Origin of the sequence: Mucilaginibacter ximonensis (genome assembly GCF_042686265.1) — a bacterium.
Lineage (GTDB): Bacteria > Bacteroidota > Bacteroidia > Sphingobacteriales > Sphingobacteriaceae > Mucilaginibacter > Mucilaginibacter ximonensis.
The window spans coordinates 505,787-529,884 of record NZ_JBHUPD010000003.1 but is presented as its reverse complement, the minus strand read 5'-3'; the positions used below and the strand labels follow the sequence as shown (position 1 = coordinate 529,884).

The following is a 24,098-nucleotide window of genomic DNA, read 5'->3' as shown; positions in this document are numbered from 1 at the left end:
TAGGGGTATAATTAATAATCGTGTGAAAATTTAGCTCTACTGCCTGAGTAGAACGGCTGCTGATCTGGCGGCGGATCGGCGGTGATCTTCGGCAAAGTGCCGCTGTTAACGATACCGGCTCCAAGATCTTTCAGGTACTTAATAGCGCGGTCGTAACGGTCTTTCGCGTCGTCATAATTCAAACCGGTATTGCATAGCTGTATCAGGTGCCATAGCGCTACCGTCTTGGTATTGGCCAGCATAAGTGCATTGCGGTCGGCATTTTCCTGCGTGAAAATTGCGTCGACATCATAATGCGGCCTACCATCGTCCCAAATCTTCATATCGTTTGGCGTCAGCATGCTTTTAGCCTGTTCAATGGCGGCGTCGATGGCCATTTGCACGATCGTGTCGTCGTTATCGGTAATAGCGTCCAGCTGATACTCTCTTATCGCGCTGCGCAGATCTTCTTTAGTTAAAAATGCCATATTAGTATCGTCTGTCTGTGTGGCCGCCGCTGGCGTATCCACTGGTTGATTTTTTGGTTCGTCTCGTTAACAGGCTCTTTGCGCCGTGCACGCTGTCTGGGCCGTCGTCATTTTTGGTGCTGCCTTTTTCAAACTCTAAAAATTGATCGACAAGCTCAACCATATCCGGATCAGTCTCGAAATCGATGTTGAAGAAAAACCAAAGGCGCTCAAAGTCGCCGTCCATGCTTTCGATACGGTCGTACTTGCCTTCTTTACCGCGCTTGTCAGCCCTTACGGGTATGCGATAGCCGCGCCGGTCGCCCTCGTCGTCAAAGTCATTTACAAACTCATCCTGCGCGAAAAGCCCCTCGATCTTGTACTTGATATTATATTTCTCAAGGTTATGCTCCTCGTACAGATCGTACAGCCATTTGGCAGCCTTGGCGCGGCTCTTTTGCCGGAGGAAAACATAAATGATGTGGAACTCATGCCCGATCTTGCCGACCAGAACCAGGGACTTAAAATCCCCTTTGTCCTTGTAACTTAAGTCACCGTACATAACCAGCGCATCGTATTCGCCGAGCGGCCGCATTTTTTTGAACTGGATATACTCGTGTTTGAAGATCTTGCCTTCGCTTACGTGCGTATTCATGTACTCGCGCATGAACGAACGGAAGGACATCTCCTCAAACTTTTCACGCCAGTAGGCTGCTGAGGTTTTCTCAGGCCACTCAGGTGTAAAGTCTACAATGTTCTTAACGGCATTAACCTTTAAGATCTTAAACTCGGTAGACTTAAAGCTGTCGCGCGGTCGGGACGTTTTACGCTCTTTTAGCCTGGCTTTTCGCTTATTGATAACCACATTGTAAAAGCCTTTAAGCCGGTTAGTAATACAGTCCTTATGAAAGTTGTTATTGGCGTATACAAACCGTTCGATGCTATCGTCGTCCGCATCAAAACAGCCCCAAACGTCCTCTGTGATGTATTCCAGCGACTCGCTCATAATACGGTCATTATTCAGGTGCTTTTTGCCGTCCACATCGTCGCAGGCGATATAATCGGGACGGTCAGCGTTTTCTCTTACGCCCCGGCAATCCTGACCAAAGCCAAGCGATAAGAATTTAGCGCCGTCATTGGTTGTGAAGTCGCCCTCGGCCCAGCTGCCCTGCTGGTAGCGGTCGCCGTAGTCGTTCTTAAGCCGGTTATTGTACTGGAGCTGACTTTGGAGGCCAGAAAGTAGTAACATGGCTTTCTTTTCGGTCTTGCCGATCAGCAGCATGAACTTTAACTCTTTTTTAGCCAGGTACAGAAATAACGGTATACCCATACAGATATGCACGGATTTACCGGCAGATCTGAACATCTCCGCCAACAGCCTGATGCGCTTATTTTCTATGATGTACTTAGCAAGCTTGACGTGAAACCATGCGCACTTCTTTTTAGCGAAGTTTGGAAAGTAGTATTCAAACCAGCGCACGTAATCTTCTTCAAGCCATTTAATGCGCTTTTGCTTTTCTGCCTCTGTCTCATGTATGTTTACAGAGGTGGCCTTGGCAATGCGCAGGCAATGCTTGTCATAATCGGCAATGAGCTTTTGATATTTCGCTGACTTAACAACCATTACGACCCGATAAGATTTTCAACTAAGCCTCTGTGAAATGACAGCGCCTCGTCTGGTAACGATTTGTAATCAGGAAAATAGAACTTAACAAATGCCCCGAAATCTTGCCGCACTTTGGCAATTCTAATGTATTTGTCCTCACGCGTTTCGATAGTCGTCGTGTGAGTTTGTTCTTTAAGCTGTTTTAAGTACTGATCGTAGTCAGCAGCACGTTTCTTGTATTTGACAGTTGTTCTCATTATGCCTCCAGATCTATACGGTGTTGTAAAAAAAGCTTGTGGAATGGTGTGCAGTCAGCTGCGAATTTTGGGTTGATCTGGCTAATGAAGTTATCCAGCTCTTTAAGCATACGCGCGTATACATAAGGATCCGCTTTGCGATCGACGCGCTCCAACGAGGCGTTAATCTTCGAAAGCGCATCTGTATCAATACGGGCCTTATTGCCCTGTGATACCCAGATAAACTCATCTTGCAGGATCTGCTTAATACGCACCGGCGAGGAGTGATACTCTAATCGCTTATCATCCCAATTATGCTTTCGCACCCAATCGCCGACGGTGTTAGGCGCGACGTGGAATAATTCGGCAATTTGAGCCTGTGTACAGTCGGTGTGCTCGATGTACCACTCCTCTGCTTTTAGCCTTGTTTTCTCTTTTTTGTTAGCCATTGGATTTCTTTTGCTCAGCAAAAGTGGCCTGAAATACCCCCGATTTTAAATAGTTGTGCAAGCCTTGCGCGCTTAATTGATGCCGCTTAAAGATGCTTGCATCTTTGAGCCATCAACGATTAAAAACGATGTCCGAAAAGAAGCTTTACCCCTTTGTATTGAACGATGAAAATGTGATCAACTCTTATGGTTTCCGTGTGAGAAACTCTGGTATCAACTTTCAAAGGTTCGACGACAATCCGGTAATGCTCGAAGATCATCGAAACGAGACAGCCTATGTAAGAGGAAACTGGAAAAACAGGCGTACAGAAGGATCTAAGTTAGTTATGGACGGAAACTTTGATGTAGACCTACCGGCAGCGCAAACGCTGGAGGGACAAGTCGACAGAGGTTTTGTCAAAGGCGCATCGCCTGGTCTCGCCATAGACTGGAGCGAAGATCCTTTCGAGCGCCAACCGGACGGCAATTGGGATCTGATACGCTCTGAAATGGTTGAAGGCACCGTTTGCGCCGTGCCGAGCGGCCCAGGTTCATTGGTTCAGCTACTCGATAAACGTACCGGCGAAATCATTACTGAAGATCAGATCAAGCTTTCGCTGGCTCAACTAAAAGCAGACTTTAAAAACTCAAATACCCCTACAATGGAAGGAAAAATCACTTTAACAACCGACGCGGCCGCATTCCTGCTGGCTTTCGGTTTAACAAACTGCGATACCGCTCCTGGTATCAGTAATGCCATCATGAAGCTGAAAGCTGAATTGGATAGCAAAGATCAAAAGTACAACGATCTGAAAACCGAGCATGACAAACAAATCAAGTTGCAGGCTGAGGCATTAGTCGACGCCGCTATCGCTGCCGAAAAGATCGTTGCCGGTGATAAGGCCGAATGGGTTGAGCTTGCTTTAGCTAACCTGTCGCTTGCTACTAAGCAGATCAATAAACTGCCCGGCAAAGTTAGCCTGACCGCTGGCATGAGCAATAGCTCAGGCACCGCCGCCACCGCCACCGCCGTGAAATCTATCGACGATTTCGAAAAGCTGTCAAACGAAGCAAAACTGGCCTGGAAGGAAGCAAACCCGGAAGAGTATAAAAGCCTGTTCAAAAGATAAGCACCGCCGGAAAGCAGAGAGAGAGAATTAAAAATTACCCCTATTAACTTAAACTAAAGAACATGCCACAAAATTTTCCTGAAATGTGGGAAAGCAGGGTTGAAATCAACCTGACCACCGAAGACCAGGCCCCGTTTTTAGCTGGTATACCAGAACTTGACACTACCATTATTGAGGTAGGTTCAGGCTCGGCCAGCGAGCAAAACATCATTCATATTCCGACCACGGATTTTGAACCGGATGTTTTGATCAATAACAATGCTTACCCGCTGGCCCTTCAGCAATATGATGACGACAAAGTCACTATTCAGCTGGATAAATACCAGACCAAAGTGGTAACGCTGACCGACGACCAGACAATGGGCGCGTCTTACGTGCAAATTGATGCCGCTACCGGCCTGACTACCCGCGCCATTCTTAAAAAGAAGTATGGCAAAGCGGTATGGGCTTTGGGTGCCGCAGCAAACACCGTAAACACGCCGGTGATCACCACTACCGGTATGCGTGACGAGGATCAGGCAGCGCCGATCACCGATAACGGCAGATTGATCCTGGTATATGCGGATCTGGTAGCGCTTAAAAAGAAATTCGACGACATGCAGGTGCCTGCTGACGGTCGCCGGATCATCCTTTGCAGCGACCACTGGAACGACCTGTTACTGGACAGAAAACGCTTTGGCGACTTGCTGGCCAATTATAAAACAGGTGACGTAGCGCCTATGATTGCAGGCTTTGAGATATACCAGTATATCAATAACCCAATCTATGACGGTACTACCAAGCAGGCTTACGGATCTGTACCGGCAGACGGTCAATATCAAGGTTCAGTAGCGTTCTACGTGCCGAACATTGCTAAAAAGACCGGTATGACCAAACAGTACTTTAAACCGTCTGCTTTGGATCCGGAGAACCAAACTAACCGCTTAGCTTATCGCCACTACTTTATCTGTGTGCCTAAACGCAACAAATACATTGGTGTGATTGCATCTGCGAGCGCCGCTTAATCGATAACCCCTAACCCTGATAACCACCAACCCTGACCGCCGACCGCCTCGGGCCTGCCATTGGCCCGGGCGGTTTTTTGAAGCCATGACAGCAATAGAACACAAAGAAATAAAAGGAATAACGCTAAAGCTGATCTGGGCTACATTGTCAGGAGCAGTATTAATAACAGCCGGAGTATGCGGCAGTTACATGGCGCTTAAAAGCGATCTGGTGGTCAATAACAGGGTTACAGAGGTTCGGTTAGGCAATGTTGAAAACGAATTAAAAATCCAGCGTCAGGAGATTGACGACTTAAAAAAGGAAAGGGCTAAACAATGAGAAAGATTTTAACCGATTACCTGCTTTTCCTGCTGGCCATACTTGCACTGTTTCTGTGCGGTTGCGGCAGCGTTAAAAAAAGCGTTAAAACCGATACGGCTGTTCATACAATAGTTGCTGTAGACTCAGCCAAAGCAGGCAGCTATCTGGTAAGTACCAAAACATATGGCGATACGCTTGTCGGCGTGGGCTTTATACCAGTTAGTGCATTAAAAGATACCACCAGTGCGTCTGACGACTCGCTGATCAATTTTAGCTTACACAGTACCGGCATAAGCCTCAGCGGCACATTCAAGCCAGTATATAAAAACAACCAGCTCACCGGCCTCAAGACCGATTACAGTGCGATAGCTAAACCGGTGACAGTAACCAACACCAGCAAAACGGAACAGGTCAATGTCCACGCGACGATTAAAAAAGACTCCACCGCGCAGGTGCAATCTACAACAACTACACATACGGGCCTTCGTATCCCCTGGTGGTGTTGGTTACTCGCAGCTGGCTTGCTGGCCATACTAATAAGATGGCTCATTAAATCGTTACCAATCAACTTTTAACATGAAATACCTTTTAATTTTCGCAGTTGCATTAACTGCCTCGCTTTCGGTAGCGAAAGCCCAGACCGCCGACAAACCAGGTGTATACAATATGCTGTCGGATCAAACGGTTCACAAAGCCGGTTTAGATACCAACGTGACTACCGGTACACCGGTTTCCACAACCCAGCTATTGCAGATCATGGGTAAGCCGACCGTGATTACCATTATGACCGGTGTAACGAAGTTGACCGGAACCATTGGCGCAGGAACCTCTATTAAGCTTTACGGCGGCAATAACAAAAATCGCTGGGATCTGGTGACCACAGCCACAGACACACTGGCCGTCGCAGATAAAGCAGGCGAACAGGTCAAGACGTGGAAACTGACGGCAAATAATTTTCTGTGGTACAAGGTCGTGCTAAAAGGCTTTGGCACACAGACGTCGAAGGTCTCCACAACTGCGCTGATCAAATAGCTCAGATCTGGTTTATTGTCAAACTTTAATTACTCATAAATGAAAGCAAAATTTTTAGAAAAGGCCAAAGGCATTTTCGACAAGTACAGCTCAAAAGACGAGCTGCACTTTACTACCGACGGCCAGGCGTTCTTTGAAAAGAATCCTTGTCTTAATCACGCCAATACGCTGAAGGATAAATCAACGGTAGTCATCACCCGCTCGGAAGCCAGCGAAGGCAAGCCGGTAACAGAAGAGCAGCCGGTATCAGCGCCTAAAGCTCCTGAGAAACCAGCGGCGGCCAAAGCACCGGCTAAAGACAATGCTCCTGACAAGCCAGCGACAGGCAAAGCTCCGGCTAAAGGCAAAGCTGCTGACAAGCCAGCGACAGACAAAGCTCCGGCTAAAGGCAAAGCTGCTGACAAGCCAGCGACAGACAAAGCTCCGGCTAAAGGCAAAGCTGCTGAAAAGCCAGCCGACGACGAAAAGCCAGCCGACGAAGAAAAACCAGCTGACGAAGAAAAACCGGCTGACCAAAGCGGCTCAGATCAGCAGGTATAAAAAAGCCGACCGAGCTTATTTAAATAACCATTAATTAAAATTTAAACCCCTATTAAATATGTCAAATTTAATCCCTATAGGCGTAAAATGGGTAAAGCGCGGCCCGATTCCCAACGACGGAACGATGGGCACCGTGTTAAGCAAAATCGGCCCAACCTATAAAGGTTCGGTAAGCTTCGTGGAAGATGCCGCCAGCGCATTTAACGTAATGGTTGAAGAGCAGGACGATCCGATCTTCCAGTTCTTTACCAAAGGCGCAAAGAAACTTGCATTCAGCTTGCCTGACTGGACGCCCGAAGTGTTACAGATCGTAAAAGGCGGCGAAGTAGTAAACGGCGTTTGGCAGGAGCCTGATACTGTGCCTGTCATCGAAGAGAGCTACGCGGTATTAACACAAACAGATGTGTTAATGGAGTTTCCCCGTATGGGCATAAACGCGGTGCTAAACGGTAAACTGCAAAAAGATGCGGCGGGCCTGACCGACGTTTTTGGTACGCCTTTAATGCCTGCCGGTGCCGGTGTTAAACCGGTAATGATCTCCAAATACCTGCCGCCGGTTTTAAACGCCGGTAATGCGCAAAACATCACGGTAGATCACGCTAACCTATTGGCTGTTGCGACTGCTTATCGAGGCGATATCAGCACCATTGCCTGGACTGTCGACACAAAACCTGCGGGAGCTGTTGTTGCGTTCGGTACGCCTGCCGCTTTAGGCACTACGGTAACCGGTTTGACCATTGACGGCCTGTATAAACTGAAGGTAACCGTAACCGACGAAAACGGCTTTACCAGCTCGGCTCTTGTTTCAGTAACTGTAGCATTGGCATAATGACACAGGAACAATTAGCCGCGCGGGCATTGTTAGAACATGGAATGAAGGTGCCTGCAAGGGCACCTTCACTGTTACGTGCCTTCGGTAAAAAGGAAATCAGCATCCTGATCCCCCCGCCTACGCTGGGAACGCTATACAGGGTTGACGAGCTGGTCGAGGCCAGCGGCATGACGGCGCTGATCGACGACCAGTCGGTCAATATTCACGAAGCCCGCCGCAGGTTCACGAAGCCCTTATCGCTGGCGATTGCTATTTGTATAAGCAATGGAAGCGCGATCGGCTGGCTAGTTCGGAAGCCTTTAGCCTGGTGGCTCAGGGAGCATTTACAGCCGCTGCACCTGCTGACGGTCGGTGAGGTGATCGAGGCTTTGAGGCTCGATAAGGCTTTTTTGAATACTACCAGATCGGTGATCGGGATGAAGATGACGAGGCCGAATCTGGGTCAGACAGCGAAAGGGAGTTAAAATGCTTCGGCATGCATAGCCCTTGGGGATTAGAGATAAGCATCATAAAGGAAACGGGATGGGCACGGGATTACCTGCTTTGGGGCATATCCTGGCAAAATGTACGGCGGATGTTCGCAGATGCGCCCCGCTACAAATCAGTAAAAAAGAGTTCGCAACAAAACGAAGTTAAAGACATGAGCCTGGAAGAGCTTATGGAATATTGGCAACCATGAACGAGGACGTAAACAGCTTAGGCCCTGTACAGATAGAATGGATCATCAACAGACAGCAGATCGCAGCCGACCTGGAAGCGACCGAGCAGATGTATGATGAAACTGTAGGCAATATCGAAGAAAAAGCGCAGACAGCCGGTGATGCTATTGCCAAGCTTATAGCTAAAGGAGGTTATTCTGACTCACAAAAAGAAGCCGCCGAAGCCGTTGCCGCCAGCGTCGGGGATATCTCAAAGTTTGCCGATAAAGCCAGTTTTTCACTGGATGACATGAAAGCCCGCCTGGTTCAAATCCAGCAGGCGCATATCGAGTTTGAATCGTTAGATCCGCAGATTGTCGGACTGGAAAAATACAAAGCCGGTTTAGACGCCATTATCAAAAGTGAAAACGAATTAAAAGCCGCTATCCAGCAAGCTACTGTCGCAGAAAATGAGCAGGCAAAAGCCAGGCAGCGGGAAAGCGCCCAGATAAAAGAGCAGGCCGGTTTAATTGAAACGCTGGAGGTTGAGCTTAAGCGGCTAAAAGAATCAAGGCCGGGTATCTTCGACGAAGAAAAGCTCGCCAGGACAAACGCGCTTATCCAGGAGACTGAGGCACAGATCGCCAGGCTTAACAATGTTGGTAAAACCGGTTTTGACGAGTTTGGCAATGCGCTGCCGACTGAGAAGGTCAGCAAGTTTACGGCTGCCTTAAATAAGGTTTCAGACTTCAGTGCCATAGGTGCACGGGCAGTAACGCAGTTAACCAGGCAACTAATCAGCCTGGGCGTTGGTTTTTTAAGCTATGCCGTAGGTGCCAAGCTGTTAGAGGAGTTCGGCAACGCGCTTGAAAAAGTGTTTTATATCATGACGGGCGGCGAGAGCGCTATGCAACTGAACATGGAGCTTGCCAAAAAAGCCGGTGACATTTACGCCGAGCAGTCGGTCAATGTTCGCCTGCTGGTGGCCGAGCTGCAAAATACAAATACGACGCAAGATCGACAAAGAGAGATCCTGAGCGAACTTAACCAGATATCGCCTACTTATTTCGGCAACCTGAAGGACATTCACGATATCGTGAGTAAACTGCCTGATGCATTTAAAAAATATAACGAGGCGCTGGATTTAAACTCAAGGATTGAAGCCGGTAAAGCGTTGTTAACCGACAAATACAAAAAGCTGCTGCAAGCTGAGAACGATCTGCTAGCTGTTCAGACAAAAAAAGTAGGTGACGGCTTTCTGGAGCAATTCGGAGAGTCGCTTCGCAGTATGGCCAATATTATTGGCACAATAGACCTGGCTAAAAACGTAAAGGCTCATGGCCTTTCAGGTATCACAGATCCTGCCGCTAAGGCACTGGTGGCGCAAATAGCGGATTATCAAAAAAACATTGATCAGCTGACTAACGGCGTTGTCAGCGATCAGTTGAAGCTCCAGAAAAAAGGCGGTGACATTGCGGGTAATGGTGCCAAAGTACTAGCTAAGGACGCGGCAAATGCTATCGAGCTGCAAAAGCAAACGGTAAAGAGTGATGCTGATGCACAAAACGCCATTTTTGAAGATCGCCAGAAGTCACTCAAGGAAAGACAGGCCGCGCTTAAACAGGGTCTTAATGACGAGTTAAACCTTATTGGCCTGAATGAAAAGCAGCAGTTGCTGAATGCGAGCTTGTCTGCCTCTGACCGGAAAGTGGTTTCTGCCAAAGCTAACGAGGAGCGGCTGAAGGCTCAGGCAGATTATCAGCAAAAGCTGGATAACCTGAATAAAGAGGCCGCCGACAAGGCCGCAGAAAAACGCAAACAACAGGACGACCAGGACGCCGAATCGCTAAGAAACAAAATGGCGCTCCTGCGCGAGCTGGCTGCGGCCAACGATCAGTTTAACCGCCGTACGCTGAGCGACGATCAGGCCGCTTTAACTGCTATTAGCGACAAGTTTGACCAGCTGCGTCAAAAGATTGCGGCCTTTAATGCCAATCCTAAAAACAAAAACAACCAGATTGGCCAGGGTGATATCAATGCGCTCAACCCGCAGGAGTTTGCCGCGCTGGGTAATCAGGCCGATCTGAACGAAACCAAATACATTGAGCTTGACCTGCAAAAGAAAAAGCAGCTGTACGCTGAATACGAAGCCTATCGCGAAAAAGTAGGTAAAGACGCCGCAAATGCAGAATATGCAGATCTGTTAAAATCGGGTGCGACTTTCGAGGTTTATATTCAGACCCTACAAAAGTCGCTTACTGATGTGCAGAACGATATCTCGCCCGCTGCCTTCGAAGATCGCAAAAAGCTGTATGAGAAATATGCGCTGGAGATTCAAAAAATCAACAGCTCTTTAAATCTTGGCATGCTGGCTGATACCCTGAGTTTCCAGCAGCAATTGTCGGTTATAATTGAAAACGGCCTGCGTAAAGCCACGCTTTTGTATGCAGCAGGAAAGAAAGCGCAAGGCGACTTAATACTTTCTCAGGCAGTAGACGAGGTGCAATTGCGTGTTGATAGCCAACAGCAGTTAATAAGTCAATATAAGTCGTTTTATGACCAGATATCTGGTATGACGAAGGATGAAGCGCTTTTGCAAGTCAGTTTTGCAAAAGACAGGGTAAAGGCAGATCTGGATGCTAACAGAATATCTGCGGCGACCTATCAGTCTTTAATGACTTACATTAAACAAGCTGAAGATGCGATAAATTCTAACACCATTTTAAACGGCCTAAATGCAATAGCCGGAGCTTTAGAAAATATCGCCCGCAATGCGGAAGGTCTCGACCCTGCTTTCTCTTCGACACTTAGCACTATCGCGCAAACCATATCGCAGGTGGCCAATATGGGTAAGCAGATCAATGCTTTCCAGAAGGGCCTGGCTAATTTCTCCGCAGATAAAAAAAGTGCCGGTGGCGGTATTCTGGGCACGGTATCGGCAGTTGCCGGTATGGTGCCGGTTGTGGGCGGTATCATTAGCTCGGTTGTCAGCACCGTTGGCTCAGTTGTCGGCGCTTTCAAGGCCGCCAAAGAATCAGCGATCGCCGCCGCTAAGGAGATGAAGAGCTACCAGGAAGGGCTGATTGCTAATGAGGTAAAATACAATGAGCTTTTGCGTGAGCAGGCATCGGCAATTAAGGATATCAACGCACTGAATGCTCAGCAGCTGGAGCAGCGCAAGCAATTACTGGCACAGCAGCAGCTGGAGGCGCAGAGTGATTATAACAAGCTCCTGGCGCTCATTCAGAACAATGGCCAGCAGGTAACCGGTGAGCATACCGAAAAATACGGCGGCTTTCTGGGCATAGCCCGTAAAACCAAAGTCGTGCAGGATCTGGCCGGTATTGGCGGTGCTGATTATGACACCCTGTTAAAGCTGTACACCGAAGGTAAGCTGAGCGACGAGACCGCCAAATGGTTTGAGCAGTTAAAAAACGTTCATGACGAAATGGGCGATATCAGCGACGCTACCGCGGCTGTTAATGATCAGATCGACAAAATCTTTACCGGTACAACTGCTGACAGTCTCGAGCAGGCTATATTAACCGGCCTGAAAAACGGCAAACGTGGCTTCCCAGATTTTACCGGCGATTTTGAACAGGCGATGCAAACCTCGCTGGATAGCATTTTCGAAGATTCTTACCTGAAAGATAAGGCCGCCGCCTTCTACAAAGCTTTTGCTGCTGCCAGTGAAAGCGGCGGCGGACTTACACCTGACGAGATCTCGCAGCTGAAGAGCCAGTACGCTAACCTGGTTAACGGCGCATCTACTGCCTACGAGGATCTGTACAAAATTACCGGCATTACGCCGCCATCGGGCAGCAGCAGCGCAAGCAATAGCGGCATTGTGGCTAATTCCATCAAAGGGATATCTGAAGTGCAGGCAAACGCGCTGGAGGGCATCACCAGGGGCATACAGTTAGCTGTGAATGAGATCGCAGACAATCAGCCGTCAAACAGTAAAGCTATGTCCGATCAGCTCGACGAGATGCGCAGGCAAACGCTGGTTCAAAAGAACATCGAGGCTAACACGAAGCGTACCGCCGATAATACCGACAAAATGGTCGACTCGCTGGCATCAATTGCCACCAATACCTCTACTACAGGATTAACCAACACACTTAGAGCAGCAGGCATTATATGATATCGCAAGGCACATTTAACAATATTGATTTTCAGGCTTTCGGTGCTGTTATTAATAAAGGCATGGACGCTTTTTTTAATTGGGGTAAACGTAAGGACAGCGTTAATCACAATTACCAGGAAGAGGACGGCGAGGACAGAGATCTGGTTGATCCGCATGTGGATCCCCGCGAATTTGCTGTTTCGTTCACGATAACTGCTGCCGGTCTGGCCGACTTTAAAACGAAGTATTGGGGCTTCCGTAACGAGGTGATGAGTGCGGGCCTGAATGAGTTCTATTTCGCCGATCATGACGAAACTTACCTGGTTTATTACAAAGAGCAGCAAAACCTTAAGAAGATCACCAGCCGGTTTACCAGTGAAATCGTCGGCATATCCTTCGACATCATTTTCAGCGAAACCAACCCGCAGGATAACGTAGGCGACTACCTGGTTGACGAGCAGGATAATTTTATAATCGGTATATGAATACGGCAGAGATAACCATTTACAAGTTTGCCGGAAACGACGTCCGTGCGGTGATAGATCCTGAAGCCAGCAACGCTCAGGATACCGGCATTATGCGCGGCGACACCCTGAACCTTACATTTAAGCTGGCGCAGTTTGTAGGCTTCCAGATCGGTGATTACTGTAAGCTGGACGGCTTAACCTATCGCATTAACCGCGATGTGGAATTTGTGAAGACTTTTAAGCGGGATTTTTCTTATACCATGACAATGGAAGGGCCGTATCACCAATTAAGCAGGCCGTACTATTTTACCTACGACAGCCATAACGAGCTTACGGAAGGCACCTTTCCGTTAACGGGGCGGCCTATAGATTTCGTGACGCTGGCCGTTAAGAACATGAACCGCTTGTTTCCGACTGAAAATTGGCAGGTAGGATCTGTTCTGGATGGCGACTATCAAACGATTGAATTTGACGGCCAGAACTGCCTGGAAGCCCTTACCAAAGTAGCCGAAAGCTACCAGACCGAATTTACGGTTGAAAGCAACAAGATCAACCTGATATTAAGCCAGCCAAACAGCGGCATCACGCTGGAGTATGGCAAGGGTAAGGCCCTATGGTCTATCGAGCGCAAAAACGCGGATGTATCCAAGGGGATATTTACCCGCTTGTACGTATATGGCAGCAGCAAAAACCTGGGCGACAATTACCGCAATGGTGCGCAGCGCCTGCGCATGCCGGATAAGTTATACCTGGATAAAAACGTAAACCTTTTTGGCCTGTACGAAAAGACAGTAAAGTTTGACGGCTCAGACAACCTGGCTGAAATATTCCCTACCCGTACCGGCGTTGTTACGGCTGTGGGCGATATCACCACGTTTACCGACGACACAATGGATTTCGACGTAAACCTTTACCCGCTGCCAAACGGCGATAAGGCAAAGGTAACGTTTAACACAGGTCTGCTGGCCGGTTACACCTTTGAGATCGGATCATACAATAACGTCACTAAAACCTTTGTGATTGTGTCGAGCACCACACAGACGCAGTCGGTGCCTTCAGAGGCGCTAAAACCGGCTGTAGGCGACGAGTATGTGCTGGTAGATATGCTTATGCCTGATGCTTATTATACGGATGCTGAGCACAGGCTGCAAGTTGCTGGTCAGAAATACCTGGACGATAACGGCCCCGCTAAATTCACGTTCACCGTAGCCTGCAATCCTGTTTACTTCAGGGATAATAGCATACGCATCAAAAACGGCTCAAGCCTGACGCTGGTGATGACTGAGGCCAATATCCAAATGCAGATTCGTGTGGTCGGCTTTACCCGCAACCTGCGCAACCGCAATTTATATACCTCGCTGACGCTGGCAAACACCGTTTTGCCGCAAACCCCAATTGTTAAACTATTCAACAAAATTTAAACATGGCAAAAAAGAAGTTTACCGATTTTCCCGCTTTAGGCAGAGATCTCGCCGATAATGACCTGATACTCGTCTGGGCGACCGAAGAGGAGAAAAACGCCATTGTAGCGGTATCAGATCTACCTGCCAGCACTGGCGGCGGCGGTGGCGGTGGCGGCACTTCGATCATATCGGTGGCCTCGCCGTTTATCGTGGTCAATACCTCGCCAAACTACATTCCTGATGCCGGAGCAAATACGGTAAAGATCCTTGACGAACGCCTGCTCAATAAAACGCAGTATCCGGTAGCTACAACACAGTTCGGAGGCGGTTATTTCAGGCTGAATGTACTCGCCTATAATTCGGTTGATCCAGATGACGACACCAAAGGCTCGGTTATTATCAGCGGCTTTCAGCTGGATAATGGCGAGCAGATCATAATCACATTACCAGGTGAACGCGACGCCAGCTCAGACACCGAGTATGCTCAGCTGAAAGCCGACGTGGCTATGCTGAAGGCCATTGCAGCGCCGTTTATTCCGACGCTTACCGGCCCTAATGGTGGCAAAGTATGGTGGCCTAAATCAGCAGGCGCCATACCGGCAGGCTGGCAGGAGTGTATCGCCATGCGTGGCCGACTCCCGATCGCGCATGATCCTGCCGATATCTACAATGCTGTTACCAATCCTGACGGCCTGAGCAGACCTATAGGTACGCCAGGAGGAACTAAAATGCACACCAACACGCTTGAGGAAATGGTGCCGCATGAGCATGATATCATTATACCAAGCCGCGATCTAGCAAACTATAGCAACGCAGGCCCCGACCTGACGCACGACGGCGAAGGGGATCACCGGACACTGACCACTGAAAGCGCAGGCGGCGTGGATGATGGCAGCGGCAACAAAGTAGCCAAGCCATACAGCATAATGAACCCTTATTTAATCGGTATATGGATAGAATATGCCGGTGTTTAAACTGCTTTTAAAACCCCTATAAATAACAATGAAACGACTATTAAAAACTTTAATCATGATCTGTTTGCCTGCGCTGGTATTAGCGCAGGCAAAACCCGATTACAAGCGAACCCTCACCAGACAGGTGGTTAGTGACATGGCATCTAAAGCACAGGAATTTTTAGCAATTCCCAAAGCTATCGGCGTTATAAAGCCAAGCTACGTGCCAGATAGCAACTGGGCTGCCGGTATCCTGTTAAACACGGCTGAACAGGCTTTATACATCGGCGGCAACAAATATGCTGATACCGTTAAAAAGATTGCGCTAACTCAAAAAGGAGCCACAAACGGCGTGGCGACCCTTGACGGTGGTGGTAAAGTGCCGCTTTCACAATTACCCGCAAACCTTTTGGTTTATAAAGGTCAGTGGAATCCGGCAACCAATACGCCTACACTGGTCAATGGCACCGGCACTTCAGGCGACGTATGGGAAGCCAGCGCAGACGGCGATCATAACTTCGGTTCAGGCACCCTCCATTTTCTTCAGGGCGATTTTGTTATCTATAACGGCAGCGCCTGGCAGCTCTCCGCTGGTACTAATCGGGTAACCTCGGTAAATGGCTACCAGGGCATTGTTAACTTAAATACGGATGACGTTGGTGAGGGTTCAACCAATAAGTATTACACCCAGGCGCGAGTACAGGCCTGGTCTGATTTGGCCTATGCGCCGATATCAGGAAGTGCAAATTATCTCAATCTTACCGGCAGCACTCAAACAATTGGGCAATCGCCGAATATTACCGGTATTTTAAGTTTTACCAATATTACCGCTACTGCCGGTAATGGACAGCAGGGTTTCAGATTTTTGAATGGAGACGGAACTACTTACAGCCGGATATTTTATCATAAAGACAATCACGAGCTACACATTGAAGCTCCGATTATTGGCAGCGCATTTGAAACCTCAACCAGTTACATTTCCGATTACGGCGTAGGTACAAGTAATTTAGGAATTACGCATTCGACCTATGGTGTTCAAATAACCGCACCGTCGCTGACAAATAACAGATCGCAAACCATTCAGGATAAAAATGGAGTGTTTGCTTATTTGGATGATATTCCATCGAACTACGTTACTACAAACACCACGCAAACCGGATTAACTGGTGACAAGACAAGTGCCGGAAATAGATATTATATAAATCCAACATTAGCAACTTCAAGCGTCCAACAACCATCACCGACTATAGAATCAGGGGGGCAGGGCTGGTCAACATCCGGCGCAGGTTCGTCGCAATATGTTAGCTTTTTTGTTAAGACAGTTCCAGTATCCTCGGCAAGTTTATCAACTTCTTATTTTTCATGGAACAGCAATATTAATGGCACAATCACTAACGATATCATGAAATTAACCCCAGCCGGAGGTTTAACTATCACCAGTACATTTAATGCAGCCAGCACCATTACAGCGCCTAGAATAACTTTAAATACAGGGAATATACAAACTACCCCGACAGATGCGGTAGCGTTATCAAATGCATCCACTGCAACATTAGCCATACCGATTCAATATTCTACAGCCATACGATGGGATGCAAGTGCATATAACCCAATATTATCTACGGCTAATAGTATAAACTGGAGGTTAGACGTTAGGCCAACCAGCAGTAACCCTGTTACTTCATTATGGACACTATCTACCCAATTGAATGCAGGTGGCTATAGTACTGTTTTCACAGTGGATAATTCAGGCAATACCATATCATCAGGCTATTTAAAAGTTACGCAATTACGAATATCTGCACTTAACGCAGCGCCAACCAGTTCAAGTGACACTGGTACTACCGGTGAGATCAGATATACATCTAATGGCATTTTTTGGTGTATCGCTACGAATAGCTGGATTAAAGTCACCGGTTCAACTTTTTAATTTTTAACCAATCAAATACATGAAAAAAGCAATTTTAATTATTATCCTGGTGATGATCGCAACTGTGACGTTCGCCCAAAATAAACAGGAATCAAAAGTCAGTGAGGCTTCACAGAAACCTACCTTCAAAAACGATACAACAAGTATCAAAGCCAGCGTATTTGCTGACGCTAATCTAGCCGGGCTTTATGGAGCTATTGAAACAGTAAAAAAGGGCTTGCCAGGCTCAAGTACTGTATCGGCTGCTGAGGCGTCAGCTTCATTGCAGGTGATGGATAACCTCAGCAAACTGATCGCAATAATTTATAACGAGCGACACCCGCAGGCACCTGCTGTTAACGAAAACAATAAAAACCCTAAAAAATAACATCATGATTAAGCAAACCTACATCGAGCAAATTCTCGGCATGGCAGATGCCGGAAAGTTTTTAATTATTTATGGATTCAGTGTTCTGGGCGTGATCTTTTCCTTATTACTCCATGTAAACAATCGGGATCAGTTCAGCGACGCTACACCAGCGCTTTTCTCTTGGAAGTTCTTTTTTATAGATAACCTGCAAAGGCTGGGCTTTACCCTTATGCTGCTTTTCTTTGGCATCAGGTTCTCAAGTTACCTGTTTGGACAGGACGTGAGCGAATGGCTCGGTTTCCTAATCGGCCTGTGTCTTGACAAGGTTTCACAGATCTTCAAAAACCTGACGCTGGAGGCGCGAAAGTAATGGCTAATTTCAATATTGCTTACCAACGCACTATCATTAAGATAGAGGGTGAATATAACCCAGGCAACGGCGAGGCTGAGACTTACCGCGGCATCGATCGCGGCGCAAACCCTAAGTGGCCAGGCTGGGCTATCATTGATGCTATCAAAAAAGAAAGCCCTGGCATCAGTGTGGCCAGAATGAACGCCGCCCTTGCTGCTAATACTCAATTACAGGCTGATATACAGTCTTTCTATAAGGCAAATTATTGGGATGTGCTTTCGCTTGACGCTGTAAGCTCTCAGATCAAGGCTAATGCGCTATTTGACTGCTCGGTAAACCCTTGTATCATTGGGGTTGTGAAAGCCGCTCAAATCGCCTGCAATGCGATCAAGCAAAAGTCCGTTAGTGTAGACGGCGATTTCGGTGCGTTGACACTTGCTTGTATCAATGCGTTAGATGAAAAACTGTTTGATTTAGCATTCTGCGCCGTTAGGCAGGCTAACTATTACGAACGCACCAGGCTAACGCCTTCGGCGTCGCAATGGCTTTCAAGCTGGCTGTTCAGGAGTGCCAGACAATTGAGTTAAACCACATTTAAAAGCCGCTTAATTATGTTTTAAGCGGCTTTTAATTTTTAAATAATTTGCGAAAAAATTGCGGTTTTCGTTTTGCTAAAATTGTACTTTTGGTTTTTCCGATTATACAAAAGCTCAGACATCGCCTGAGCTTTTGTTTTATGATGATGAAATTGAAAGCTGTTTTAATAATAAACTTTTCCACTCCTGGTAAATGGGTTCAAAGGCGCTTGTATTAGGCTCAATGAGTTGCAGCGGATGCATTTGTTTAAAGGCTTCCTGAGGTGATGAAAATATCCCTGCCCCTATTCCAGCCCCTAAAGCTGCCCCTACGCTGCCATCATTATTATATAGTTCGACAGGAATGCCGGTAGCATTCACAAAAGTTTGTGCAAACAGATCGCTCAAAAACAAATTGGCTTTACCCGCACGAATCACTGTAGGGTTCATGCCATTCTCACGCATAATATCCACTCCGTAACGAAAAGCAGAGGCTATCCCCTCTTGCACCGCGCGGAAGATATGTGCATGCGTATGCAGGTTAAGGTCGATGTTATGAAAATGCACGCCTATCAGTTCATTATTCAGCATCCGTTCGGCGCCGTTGCCAAAAGGCAATATACGCAGGCCGTTGCTGCCTAACGGCGCTTGAGCGGCTTCATTATTCATCTGGTTATAGCCCATGGCAGAACCAAACAGATTCTTCGTCCAACGGTAAAGGCTACCTGTACCATTAATACACAATAATACGCCCAGGCTTTTTTGCTGATCAGTATAATTAACATGCGCAAATGTGTTTACGCGCGACTGCAGATCGTAAGTCAATTTATCGCTAACACCGTATATAACACCTGATGTCCCGGCAGTAGCTGCCACCTCACCCGCATTCAATACGTTTAGAGAAAGGGCGTTATTGGGCTGGTCGCCGGCTTTGTAAGCGATAGGTATGCCAGATTTTAAACCTAGTTGTTGTGCTACAGACGGCATTATGCCGCCATGGTTAGAAAACACCGGTTGTACCTTAGGAAATAAACTTTCACTAAAACCATACTGGCTAATAATATCCTGCGATATGCTGTTATTCACAAAATCAAAAAAAACCCCTTCTGATAGTGCAGATATCGAGGTGGTGATCTCACCACTTAATTTCATCGCGATGTAATCGCCCGGCAGCATGATCTTATCTACCCGTGCATAAGTCTGCGGCTCATTTTGTTTCACCCAGGCCAGTTTGCTTACTGTAAAATTGCCCGGCGAGTTTAACAGATGCGACAGGCATTTTTCGTGACCAATAGCGTCAAAGGCCTTTTCGCCTATTTGAACAGCCCGGCTATCGCACCAAATAATGCTGTCGCGCAGCAAATTCTGGTCTTTATCAACCAGCACAAGTCCATGCATTTGGTAAGCTATACCAATGGCTGCGACATCCTGCGGATCATACTTACCGCTTTGATTACAAATTTTGATAGCCTGCTGCACATGCTGCCACCACATATCGGGCGATTGCTCGGCCCACCCGGGCTGCAAAGTGGTTATAGGCGATTCCGTTTCAGGATATTGTGCCGACGCCAGGTTTTTTTGAGTTTGGGCGTCAACCACTGACACTTTGATGGACGAGGTGCCTACGTCGATTCCTAATAATAACATGCTGATTTGAGCTGATAAGTTTATAATGATTAGCAATAAGACGGCGCAAATTAATTTTTTTAAGCTTTAAAATACAATCGATTGCAATAATATTTTTGGCGCCCACTTCTTTAGCTGGATATTATCTCCATTATTAGTCTCTCCCTGTTTCGCTCACAACTTTTTCGGTTAAAAAAGCTTAAGCTTTTTTAAAAAACATAACTCACTGACAATGAGGTCAATAAAATTTATATAAAAGTTGTATCTTTTTTGTTACATTATAATAAATGTTTTATACTTGTATCTACAAGCCTAATTAATTTAAATTATGAGATACCCCAACCGCATATTGCGGGCGGTTGTTGGTACTTTGATTTTCAGCATGTTGTCATGCGGTAAAGATGTCAAAGTACCGGCAACCAGCTCGGGATATTTTACTGCACCTGCTAATGTTTCTTCAACAAGCAACAGCAACCAGAGTTCAACCTCGTCCAGCTCGGGTGCGTCCGCTACTTCGCAATCACCTTACTTTGATGCATCGACAGCAAATCCTGACGATGGCTTGCCTTACACTGGCTGTTGTAAAACACAAAATGTAATTATTATAGTTTTAGATGGTCCCCGTTACAGCGAAACATTTGGAGATTACAGCCGAAAGTATATTCCGAACTCTGACCGCATGTATACCCGTGGTGTTTTGCTGGGCAACTTTTACAACATGGGAACAACTAATACCGACTCGGGCCATGACGCAATTTGTACTGGTAATTATGAAAACCTTGAAAACACCGGCCAAGAACTGCCAACTTACCCTTCTATCTTTCAGCAATACTTAAAAGCCACGGGCAAACCTGCCGAAGCGGCATGGGTGGTAGCTTCAAAAGATAAACTAGAGATTTTAGGTAATTGTAAAACGGATAGCTGGAATGGCAAATATATGCCGCGCACTGATTGCGGTGTTAATGGACTGTTTAGCGGCTATCGCGATGATGACACCACCTTTCAGCATTCCAAACGAGTATTGGCGCAATATCACCCTAACCTAATGCTGATCAACTTTAAAGATGCCGATGTTTCGGGCCATTCTGCCCTTTGGGCAAAGTACCTGACTTCAATCACTAAAATAGACACTTACATTAAAGCATTATATGATCAGATTGAGGCCGACCCGGTTTACAAAGGCAAAACCACGGTGATTATCACCAATGACCATGGCAGACACCTCAATGATGTTGCCGATGGTTTTGTAAACCATGGCGATGGTTGCGAAGGGTGCCGTCATATATCATTCCTGGGTTTGGGGCCCGATTTTAAGCAAGGCGCAGGTTTTGATCAGAAATTTGAGCAAATAGATATCAGCGCAACCGTAGCCAAACTATTGCATTTTAATATGGATTATGGTAAAGGCAAAGTGATAGACGCCATTTTTAGGTAGCAAGTTGATTATATTGTTTTTTAATATTTAATACCCCTGCAGCCTCCGGCAACGATTACGTAACGGAGGTTTTGCTTTATAAGCACATTTTGTTGCATGGAGTTTATCAAAAAAAGCTACTTTTAGCCCCGACATTTTAAGTTTAACCAATTACAAACCATGAAACTTATTAACAAACTTGTTTGCTGCATTATGCTGCTTTCGGCAACGGGCACCGCAGTGTATGCACAAGGCAAATCAATCAATCTGACATCTCCAAATGGCGAGATAAAAGTGGCTATTACACTTAGCGACAAGATCTATTACTCGGTATCTGAGCAAGGTAAAGAGCTACTAACCAAAGATCATTTAGCTTTAACTTTAAATGATGGTACCTTAGGCGCTAATCCTAAACTTTCGGCTACCAAAAAAGGTAAAGGCAGCGAGGTTATTAAACCCTATTTCCCGATTAAATTTTCGACAGTAAACAGCGTTTATAACTGGGTGCTTTTAACTTTTAAAGGTGACTATGCTGTTGAATTCCGCGCTTTTGATGATGGTTTTGCTTATCGCTTTATTACCAGCAAGAAAGGTGATATCGAGGTAATGAATGAAGATTTCTCAATTAATTTCCCGGCCGATTATACGCTTAATCTGCAGCAGGTAGGTGGCTTCAAAACTTCATACGAAGATCTGTATACCCATATTTCATCTAAAGGCTGGCAGGCGACTGATAAAATGTCTACCCTGCCGGTATTGATCGATACAAAAGACAAATATAAAATACTGATCAGCGAGACCGACCTGAGCGATTACCCGGGCATGTTCCTGAAAGGTACGGGCGAAAATGGGGCTGAAGGAACTTTCCCGAAAGCACCGCTTGAGTTTGGCCCTGATGGCGACCGTAGCCTTAAAATCGTAAAAGCAGCCGACTTCATTGCCAAAACAAAAGGCACCCGCAATTTCCCGTGGCGCTATTTTGTGATCACTAAACAAGATGGCCAGCTGATTGAGAACACCATGAATTTAAAACTGGCATCAAAAAGCGCAATAGGCGACCCAACCTGGGTTAAACCGGGCCAGGCCAGCTGGGAGTGGTGGAATGATGCCTCGCCTTATGGCCCTGACGTAAATTTTGTGTCGGGTTATAACCTGGATACTTATAAATACTATATTGATTTTGCTTCGAAATACGGTGTTAAATACATTGTAATGGACGAGGGATGGGCAAACAGCACAACCGACCCTTTCACGCCAAACCCAAAAGTTGACTTGAAAGAACTGATTCGATATGGTAAAGAGAAACATGTTGGTATTATATTATGGTTAACCTGGTTAACCGTTCATAACCATATGGATTTGTTTAAAACCTTCCATGAGTGGGGTATTAAAGGTGTGAAAATTGACTTTATGGACCGCAGTGACCAATGGATGGTTAACTACTATGAAGACGTAGTTAAAGAAGCTGCTAAAAACGAGGTGTTTGTTGACTTTCACGGTGCATTTAAACCATCTGGGTTGGAATATAAATACCCTAACCTGGTATCGTACGAAGGGGTGCGCGGTTTAGAACAAATGGGCGGTTGTTATCCAAACAATAGCGTTTACTTCCCTTTTATACGTAACGCAGTTGGCCCGATGGACTTTACGCCGGGTTCAATGATCAACATGCAGCCTGACGTTTATCGCGCCGAAAGACCAAACGCTGCCAGCATAGGCACCCGCGCTTACCAAATGGCTTTATATGTGGTATTTGAAACTAGTGTGCAAATGCTGGCCGATAACCCGACACTATACTATCGTAACCCGGATTGTACTGAATTCATCACCAGCGTACCTACTACCTGGGATGAAACCAAGGCTTTGGCAGCCGACGCGGGCCAGGTGGCTGTAGTAGCTAAACGCAAAGGCGAGAAATGGTTTATCGGTGGTATTGCTAATGGCGAGGAAAAAACCCGCGAGGTGGAATTGAACTTCAATTTCCTGGAAAAAGGCAAAACCTATACCATGAACTATTTTGAGGATGGCATCAATGCGGGCCGTCAGGCTATGGATTATCGCCGCAAAACTGCACAGGTAAAAGCAGGCGATAAAATGACCGTTAAAATGGTGCGCAACGGTGGCTTTGCTGCTGTATTACAATAAGGTTAAAAATTACCCACAATATCAAGTTCGGCCATAACTGGCCGGACTTTTTTGTTTTCAAACCGCTAAAGAACATTCAGGCATATCGATGGTTGTATATTGACACAATATTGCCATGAAAAAAACATTACTTGCTTTTACGCTACTTGTCAGTTTCGCCATCACCGCAAAAGCCCAGGACACCTTACGTAATCCTGCTGACTATCGGACTCACCTGTCCAAAGTAGCCACCTTGTGCGATGTGGTTTACCAGGTAAAAGTAATTAGCGATACGGTTACCTATTTATACATGGGCGGTAACGTTCCGCACCAAAAATTCACCATTGCGGTAAAAGGGAACAAGTTGCAGTTGGATTGGGCAAATCTTAAAAATAAGCATCTGTGCGTTACAGGGACGGTAGTAATGTACAAAAACACTATTCAGGTGATAGCATTTGAACCCGGACACATCAAGGTTGATCAATGATATTTGCCTTTTATTAACATTTTGTAACAATAAGCACTTATAGTTTGAAAAAGCGTGATATAAAGTTTATAATTGCTCAACCAATTTTAAACTTTAAAA

The 24,098-nt window shown here is 46.5% G+C and carries 25 protein-coding genes; 20 read left to right on the top strand and 5 right to left on the bottom strand.

All coding sequences use genetic code 11. The features are described 5' to 3' along the window. Nucleotides 1-11 precede the first annotated feature (11 nt). Genes ACFS5N_RS16310 through ACFS5N_RS16295 form a run of 4 tightly spaced genes read right to left on the bottom strand, consistent with a single transcriptional unit; the run spans nt 12 to nt 2,737 of the window. Nucleotides 12-509 (bottom strand): hypothetical protein, encoded by a 498-nt coding sequence (locus ACFS5N_RS16310; protein ID WP_377187959.1) that lies wholly within the window; start codon nt 507-509, stop codon nt 12-14. Further along, nucleotides 469-2,070 carry a hypothetical protein gene (locus ACFS5N_RS16305; RefSeq protein WP_377187956.1) on the bottom strand — a complete coding sequence of 534 codons (1,602 nt, stop codon included), beginning with the start codon at nt 2,068-2,070 and terminating at the stop codon, nt 469-471. The genes ACFS5N_RS16310 and ACFS5N_RS16305 overlap by 41 nt, the downstream gene beginning before the upstream one ends. Next, a complete protein-coding gene (locus ACFS5N_RS16300; RefSeq protein WP_377187953.1) occupies nt 2,070-2,309 on the bottom strand; it encodes a hypothetical protein in 240 nt (79 codons plus the stop codon). Before ACFS5N_RS16300 ends, ACFS5N_RS16305 begins: the two co-directional genes overlap by 1 nt. After that, entirely contained in the window at nt 2,309-2,737 is a 429-nt protein-coding gene (locus ACFS5N_RS16295; protein WP_377187951.1) for a hypothetical protein, read from the bottom strand. The genes ACFS5N_RS16300 and ACFS5N_RS16295 overlap by 1 nt, the downstream gene beginning before the upstream one ends. Nucleotides 2,738-2,865: 128 nt before the next feature. Between ACFS5N_RS16295 and ACFS5N_RS16290 the strand changes: the two genes are divergently transcribed. From ACFS5N_RS16290 to ACFS5N_RS16210, 17 genes are all read left to right on the top strand, one after another. Next, a complete protein-coding gene (locus ACFS5N_RS16290) occupies nt 2,866-3,846 on the top strand; it encodes a hypothetical protein (protein ID WP_377187948.1) in 981 nt (326 codons plus the stop codon). Between the two features lie 62 nt (nt 3,847-3,908). Further along, complete coding sequence (locus ACFS5N_RS16285; RefSeq protein ID WP_377187945.1) at nt 3,909-4,850, top strand: hypothetical protein; 942 nt, start codon at nt 3,909-3,911, stop codon at nt 4,848-4,850. Between the two features lie 85 nt (nt 4,851-4,935). Next, nucleotides 4,936-5,169, top strand: coding sequence for a hypothetical protein (locus ACFS5N_RS16280; RefSeq protein ID WP_377187942.1), 234 nt, complete (start codon nt 4,936-4,938; stop codon nt 5,167-5,169). Continuing rightward, nucleotides 5,166-5,726: a hypothetical protein gene (locus ACFS5N_RS16275; protein ID WP_377187939.1), complete on the top strand. Its 561-nt coding sequence runs from the start codon at nt 5,166-5,168 to the stop codon at nt 5,724-5,726. Before ACFS5N_RS16280 ends, ACFS5N_RS16275 begins: the two co-directional genes overlap by 4 nt. 1 nt (nt 5,727) lies before the next feature. Next, nucleotides 5,728-6,183, top strand: a complete 456-nt coding sequence (locus tag ACFS5N_RS16270; protein ID WP_377187937.1) for a hypothetical protein — start codon at nt 5,728-5,730, stop codon at nt 6,181-6,183. A 39-nt stretch (nt 6,184-6,222) separates the two neighbouring features. After that, complete coding sequence (locus ACFS5N_RS16265) at nt 6,223-6,723, top strand: hypothetical protein (RefSeq protein WP_377187934.1); 501 nt, start codon at nt 6,223-6,225, stop codon at nt 6,721-6,723. Nucleotides 6,724-6,781: 58 nt separating this feature from the next. After that, a complete protein-coding gene (locus tag ACFS5N_RS16260) occupies nt 6,782-7,552 on the top strand; it encodes a PKD domain-containing protein (protein ID WP_377187931.1) in 771 nt (256 codons plus the stop codon). Continuing rightward, nucleotides 7,552-8,019 carry a hypothetical protein gene (locus tag ACFS5N_RS16255; protein WP_377187928.1) on the top strand — a complete coding sequence of 156 codons (468 nt, stop codon included), beginning with the start codon at nt 7,552-7,554 and terminating at the stop codon, nt 8,017-8,019. Before ACFS5N_RS16260 ends, ACFS5N_RS16255 begins: the two co-directional genes overlap by 1 nt. 11 nt (nt 8,020-8,030) lie before the next feature. Then, entirely contained in the window at nt 8,031-8,234 is a 204-nt protein-coding gene (locus ACFS5N_RS16250; RefSeq protein ID WP_377187925.1) for a hypothetical protein, read from the top strand. Then, nucleotides 8,231-12,337 carry a hypothetical protein gene (locus ACFS5N_RS16245; protein WP_377187922.1) on the top strand — a complete coding sequence of 1,369 codons (4,107 nt, stop codon included), beginning with the start codon at nt 8,231-8,233 and terminating at the stop codon, nt 12,335-12,337. Before ACFS5N_RS16250 ends, ACFS5N_RS16245 begins: the two co-directional genes overlap by 4 nt. Continuing rightward, nucleotides 12,334-12,804 carry a hypothetical protein gene (locus ACFS5N_RS16240; RefSeq protein ID WP_377187919.1) on the top strand — a complete coding sequence of 157 codons (471 nt, stop codon included), beginning with the start codon at nt 12,334-12,336 and terminating at the stop codon, nt 12,802-12,804. Before ACFS5N_RS16245 ends, ACFS5N_RS16240 begins: the two co-directional genes overlap by 4 nt. Next, nucleotides 12,801-14,207, top strand: coding sequence for a phage tail protein (locus tag ACFS5N_RS16235; RefSeq protein ID WP_377187916.1), 1,407 nt, complete (start codon nt 12,801-12,803; stop codon nt 14,205-14,207). The genes ACFS5N_RS16240 and ACFS5N_RS16235 overlap by 4 nt, the downstream gene beginning before the upstream one ends. 2 nt (nt 14,208-14,209) lie before the next feature. Beyond that, nucleotides 14,210-15,163, top strand: coding sequence for a hypothetical protein (locus tag ACFS5N_RS16230; RefSeq protein WP_377187913.1), 954 nt, complete (start codon nt 14,210-14,212; stop codon nt 15,161-15,163). A gap of 28 nt (nt 15,164-15,191) precedes the next feature. Next, nucleotides 15,192-17,072, top strand: coding sequence for a hypothetical protein (locus tag ACFS5N_RS16225; protein WP_377187910.1), 1,881 nt, complete (start codon nt 15,192-15,194; stop codon nt 17,070-17,072). Between the two features lie 19 nt (nt 17,073-17,091). After that, a complete protein-coding gene (locus ACFS5N_RS16220) occupies nt 17,092-17,439 on the top strand; it encodes a hypothetical protein (protein ID WP_377187908.1) in 348 nt (115 codons plus the stop codon). A 4-nt stretch (nt 17,440-17,443) separates the two neighbouring features. Next, nucleotides 17,444-17,791 (top strand): hypothetical protein, encoded by a 348-nt coding sequence (locus ACFS5N_RS16215; RefSeq protein WP_377187905.1) that lies wholly within the window; start codon nt 17,444-17,446, stop codon nt 17,789-17,791. Further along, entirely contained in the window at nt 17,791-18,360 is a 570-nt protein-coding gene (locus ACFS5N_RS16210) for a glycosyl hydrolase 108 family protein (RefSeq protein WP_377187902.1), read from the top strand. Before ACFS5N_RS16215 ends, ACFS5N_RS16210 begins: the two co-directional genes overlap by 1 nt. Before the next feature lie 147 nt (nt 18,361-18,507). Here the strand turns inward: ACFS5N_RS16210 and ACFS5N_RS16205 are convergent, their stop codons facing one another. Then, complete coding sequence (locus ACFS5N_RS16205) at nt 18,508-19,995, bottom strand: xylulokinase (protein WP_377187899.1); 1,488 nt, start codon at nt 19,993-19,995, stop codon at nt 18,508-18,510. A 307-nt stretch (nt 19,996-20,302) separates the two neighbouring features. Between ACFS5N_RS16205 and ACFS5N_RS16200 the strand changes: the two genes are divergently transcribed. The 3 genes from ACFS5N_RS16200 to ACFS5N_RS16190 all read left to right on the top strand — a co-directional run bounded on the left by ACFS5N_RS16200 (nt 20,303) and on the right by ACFS5N_RS16190 (nt 23,999). After that, nucleotides 20,303-21,409 carry a sulfatase-like hydrolase/transferase gene (locus ACFS5N_RS16200; RefSeq protein WP_377187896.1) on the top strand — a complete coding sequence of 369 codons (1,107 nt, stop codon included), beginning with the start codon at nt 20,303-20,305 and terminating at the stop codon, nt 21,407-21,409. Nucleotides 21,410-21,568: 159 nt separating this feature from the next. Next, complete coding sequence (locus ACFS5N_RS16195; protein ID WP_377187893.1) at nt 21,569-23,533, top strand: glycoside hydrolase family 97 protein; 1,965 nt, start codon at nt 21,569-21,571, stop codon at nt 23,531-23,533. 115 nt (nt 23,534-23,648) lie between these two features. Continuing rightward, a complete protein-coding gene (locus tag ACFS5N_RS16190; protein WP_377187890.1) occupies nt 23,649-23,999 on the top strand; it encodes a hypothetical protein in 351 nt (116 codons plus the stop codon). Nucleotides 24,000-24,098 lie beyond the last annotated feature (99 nt).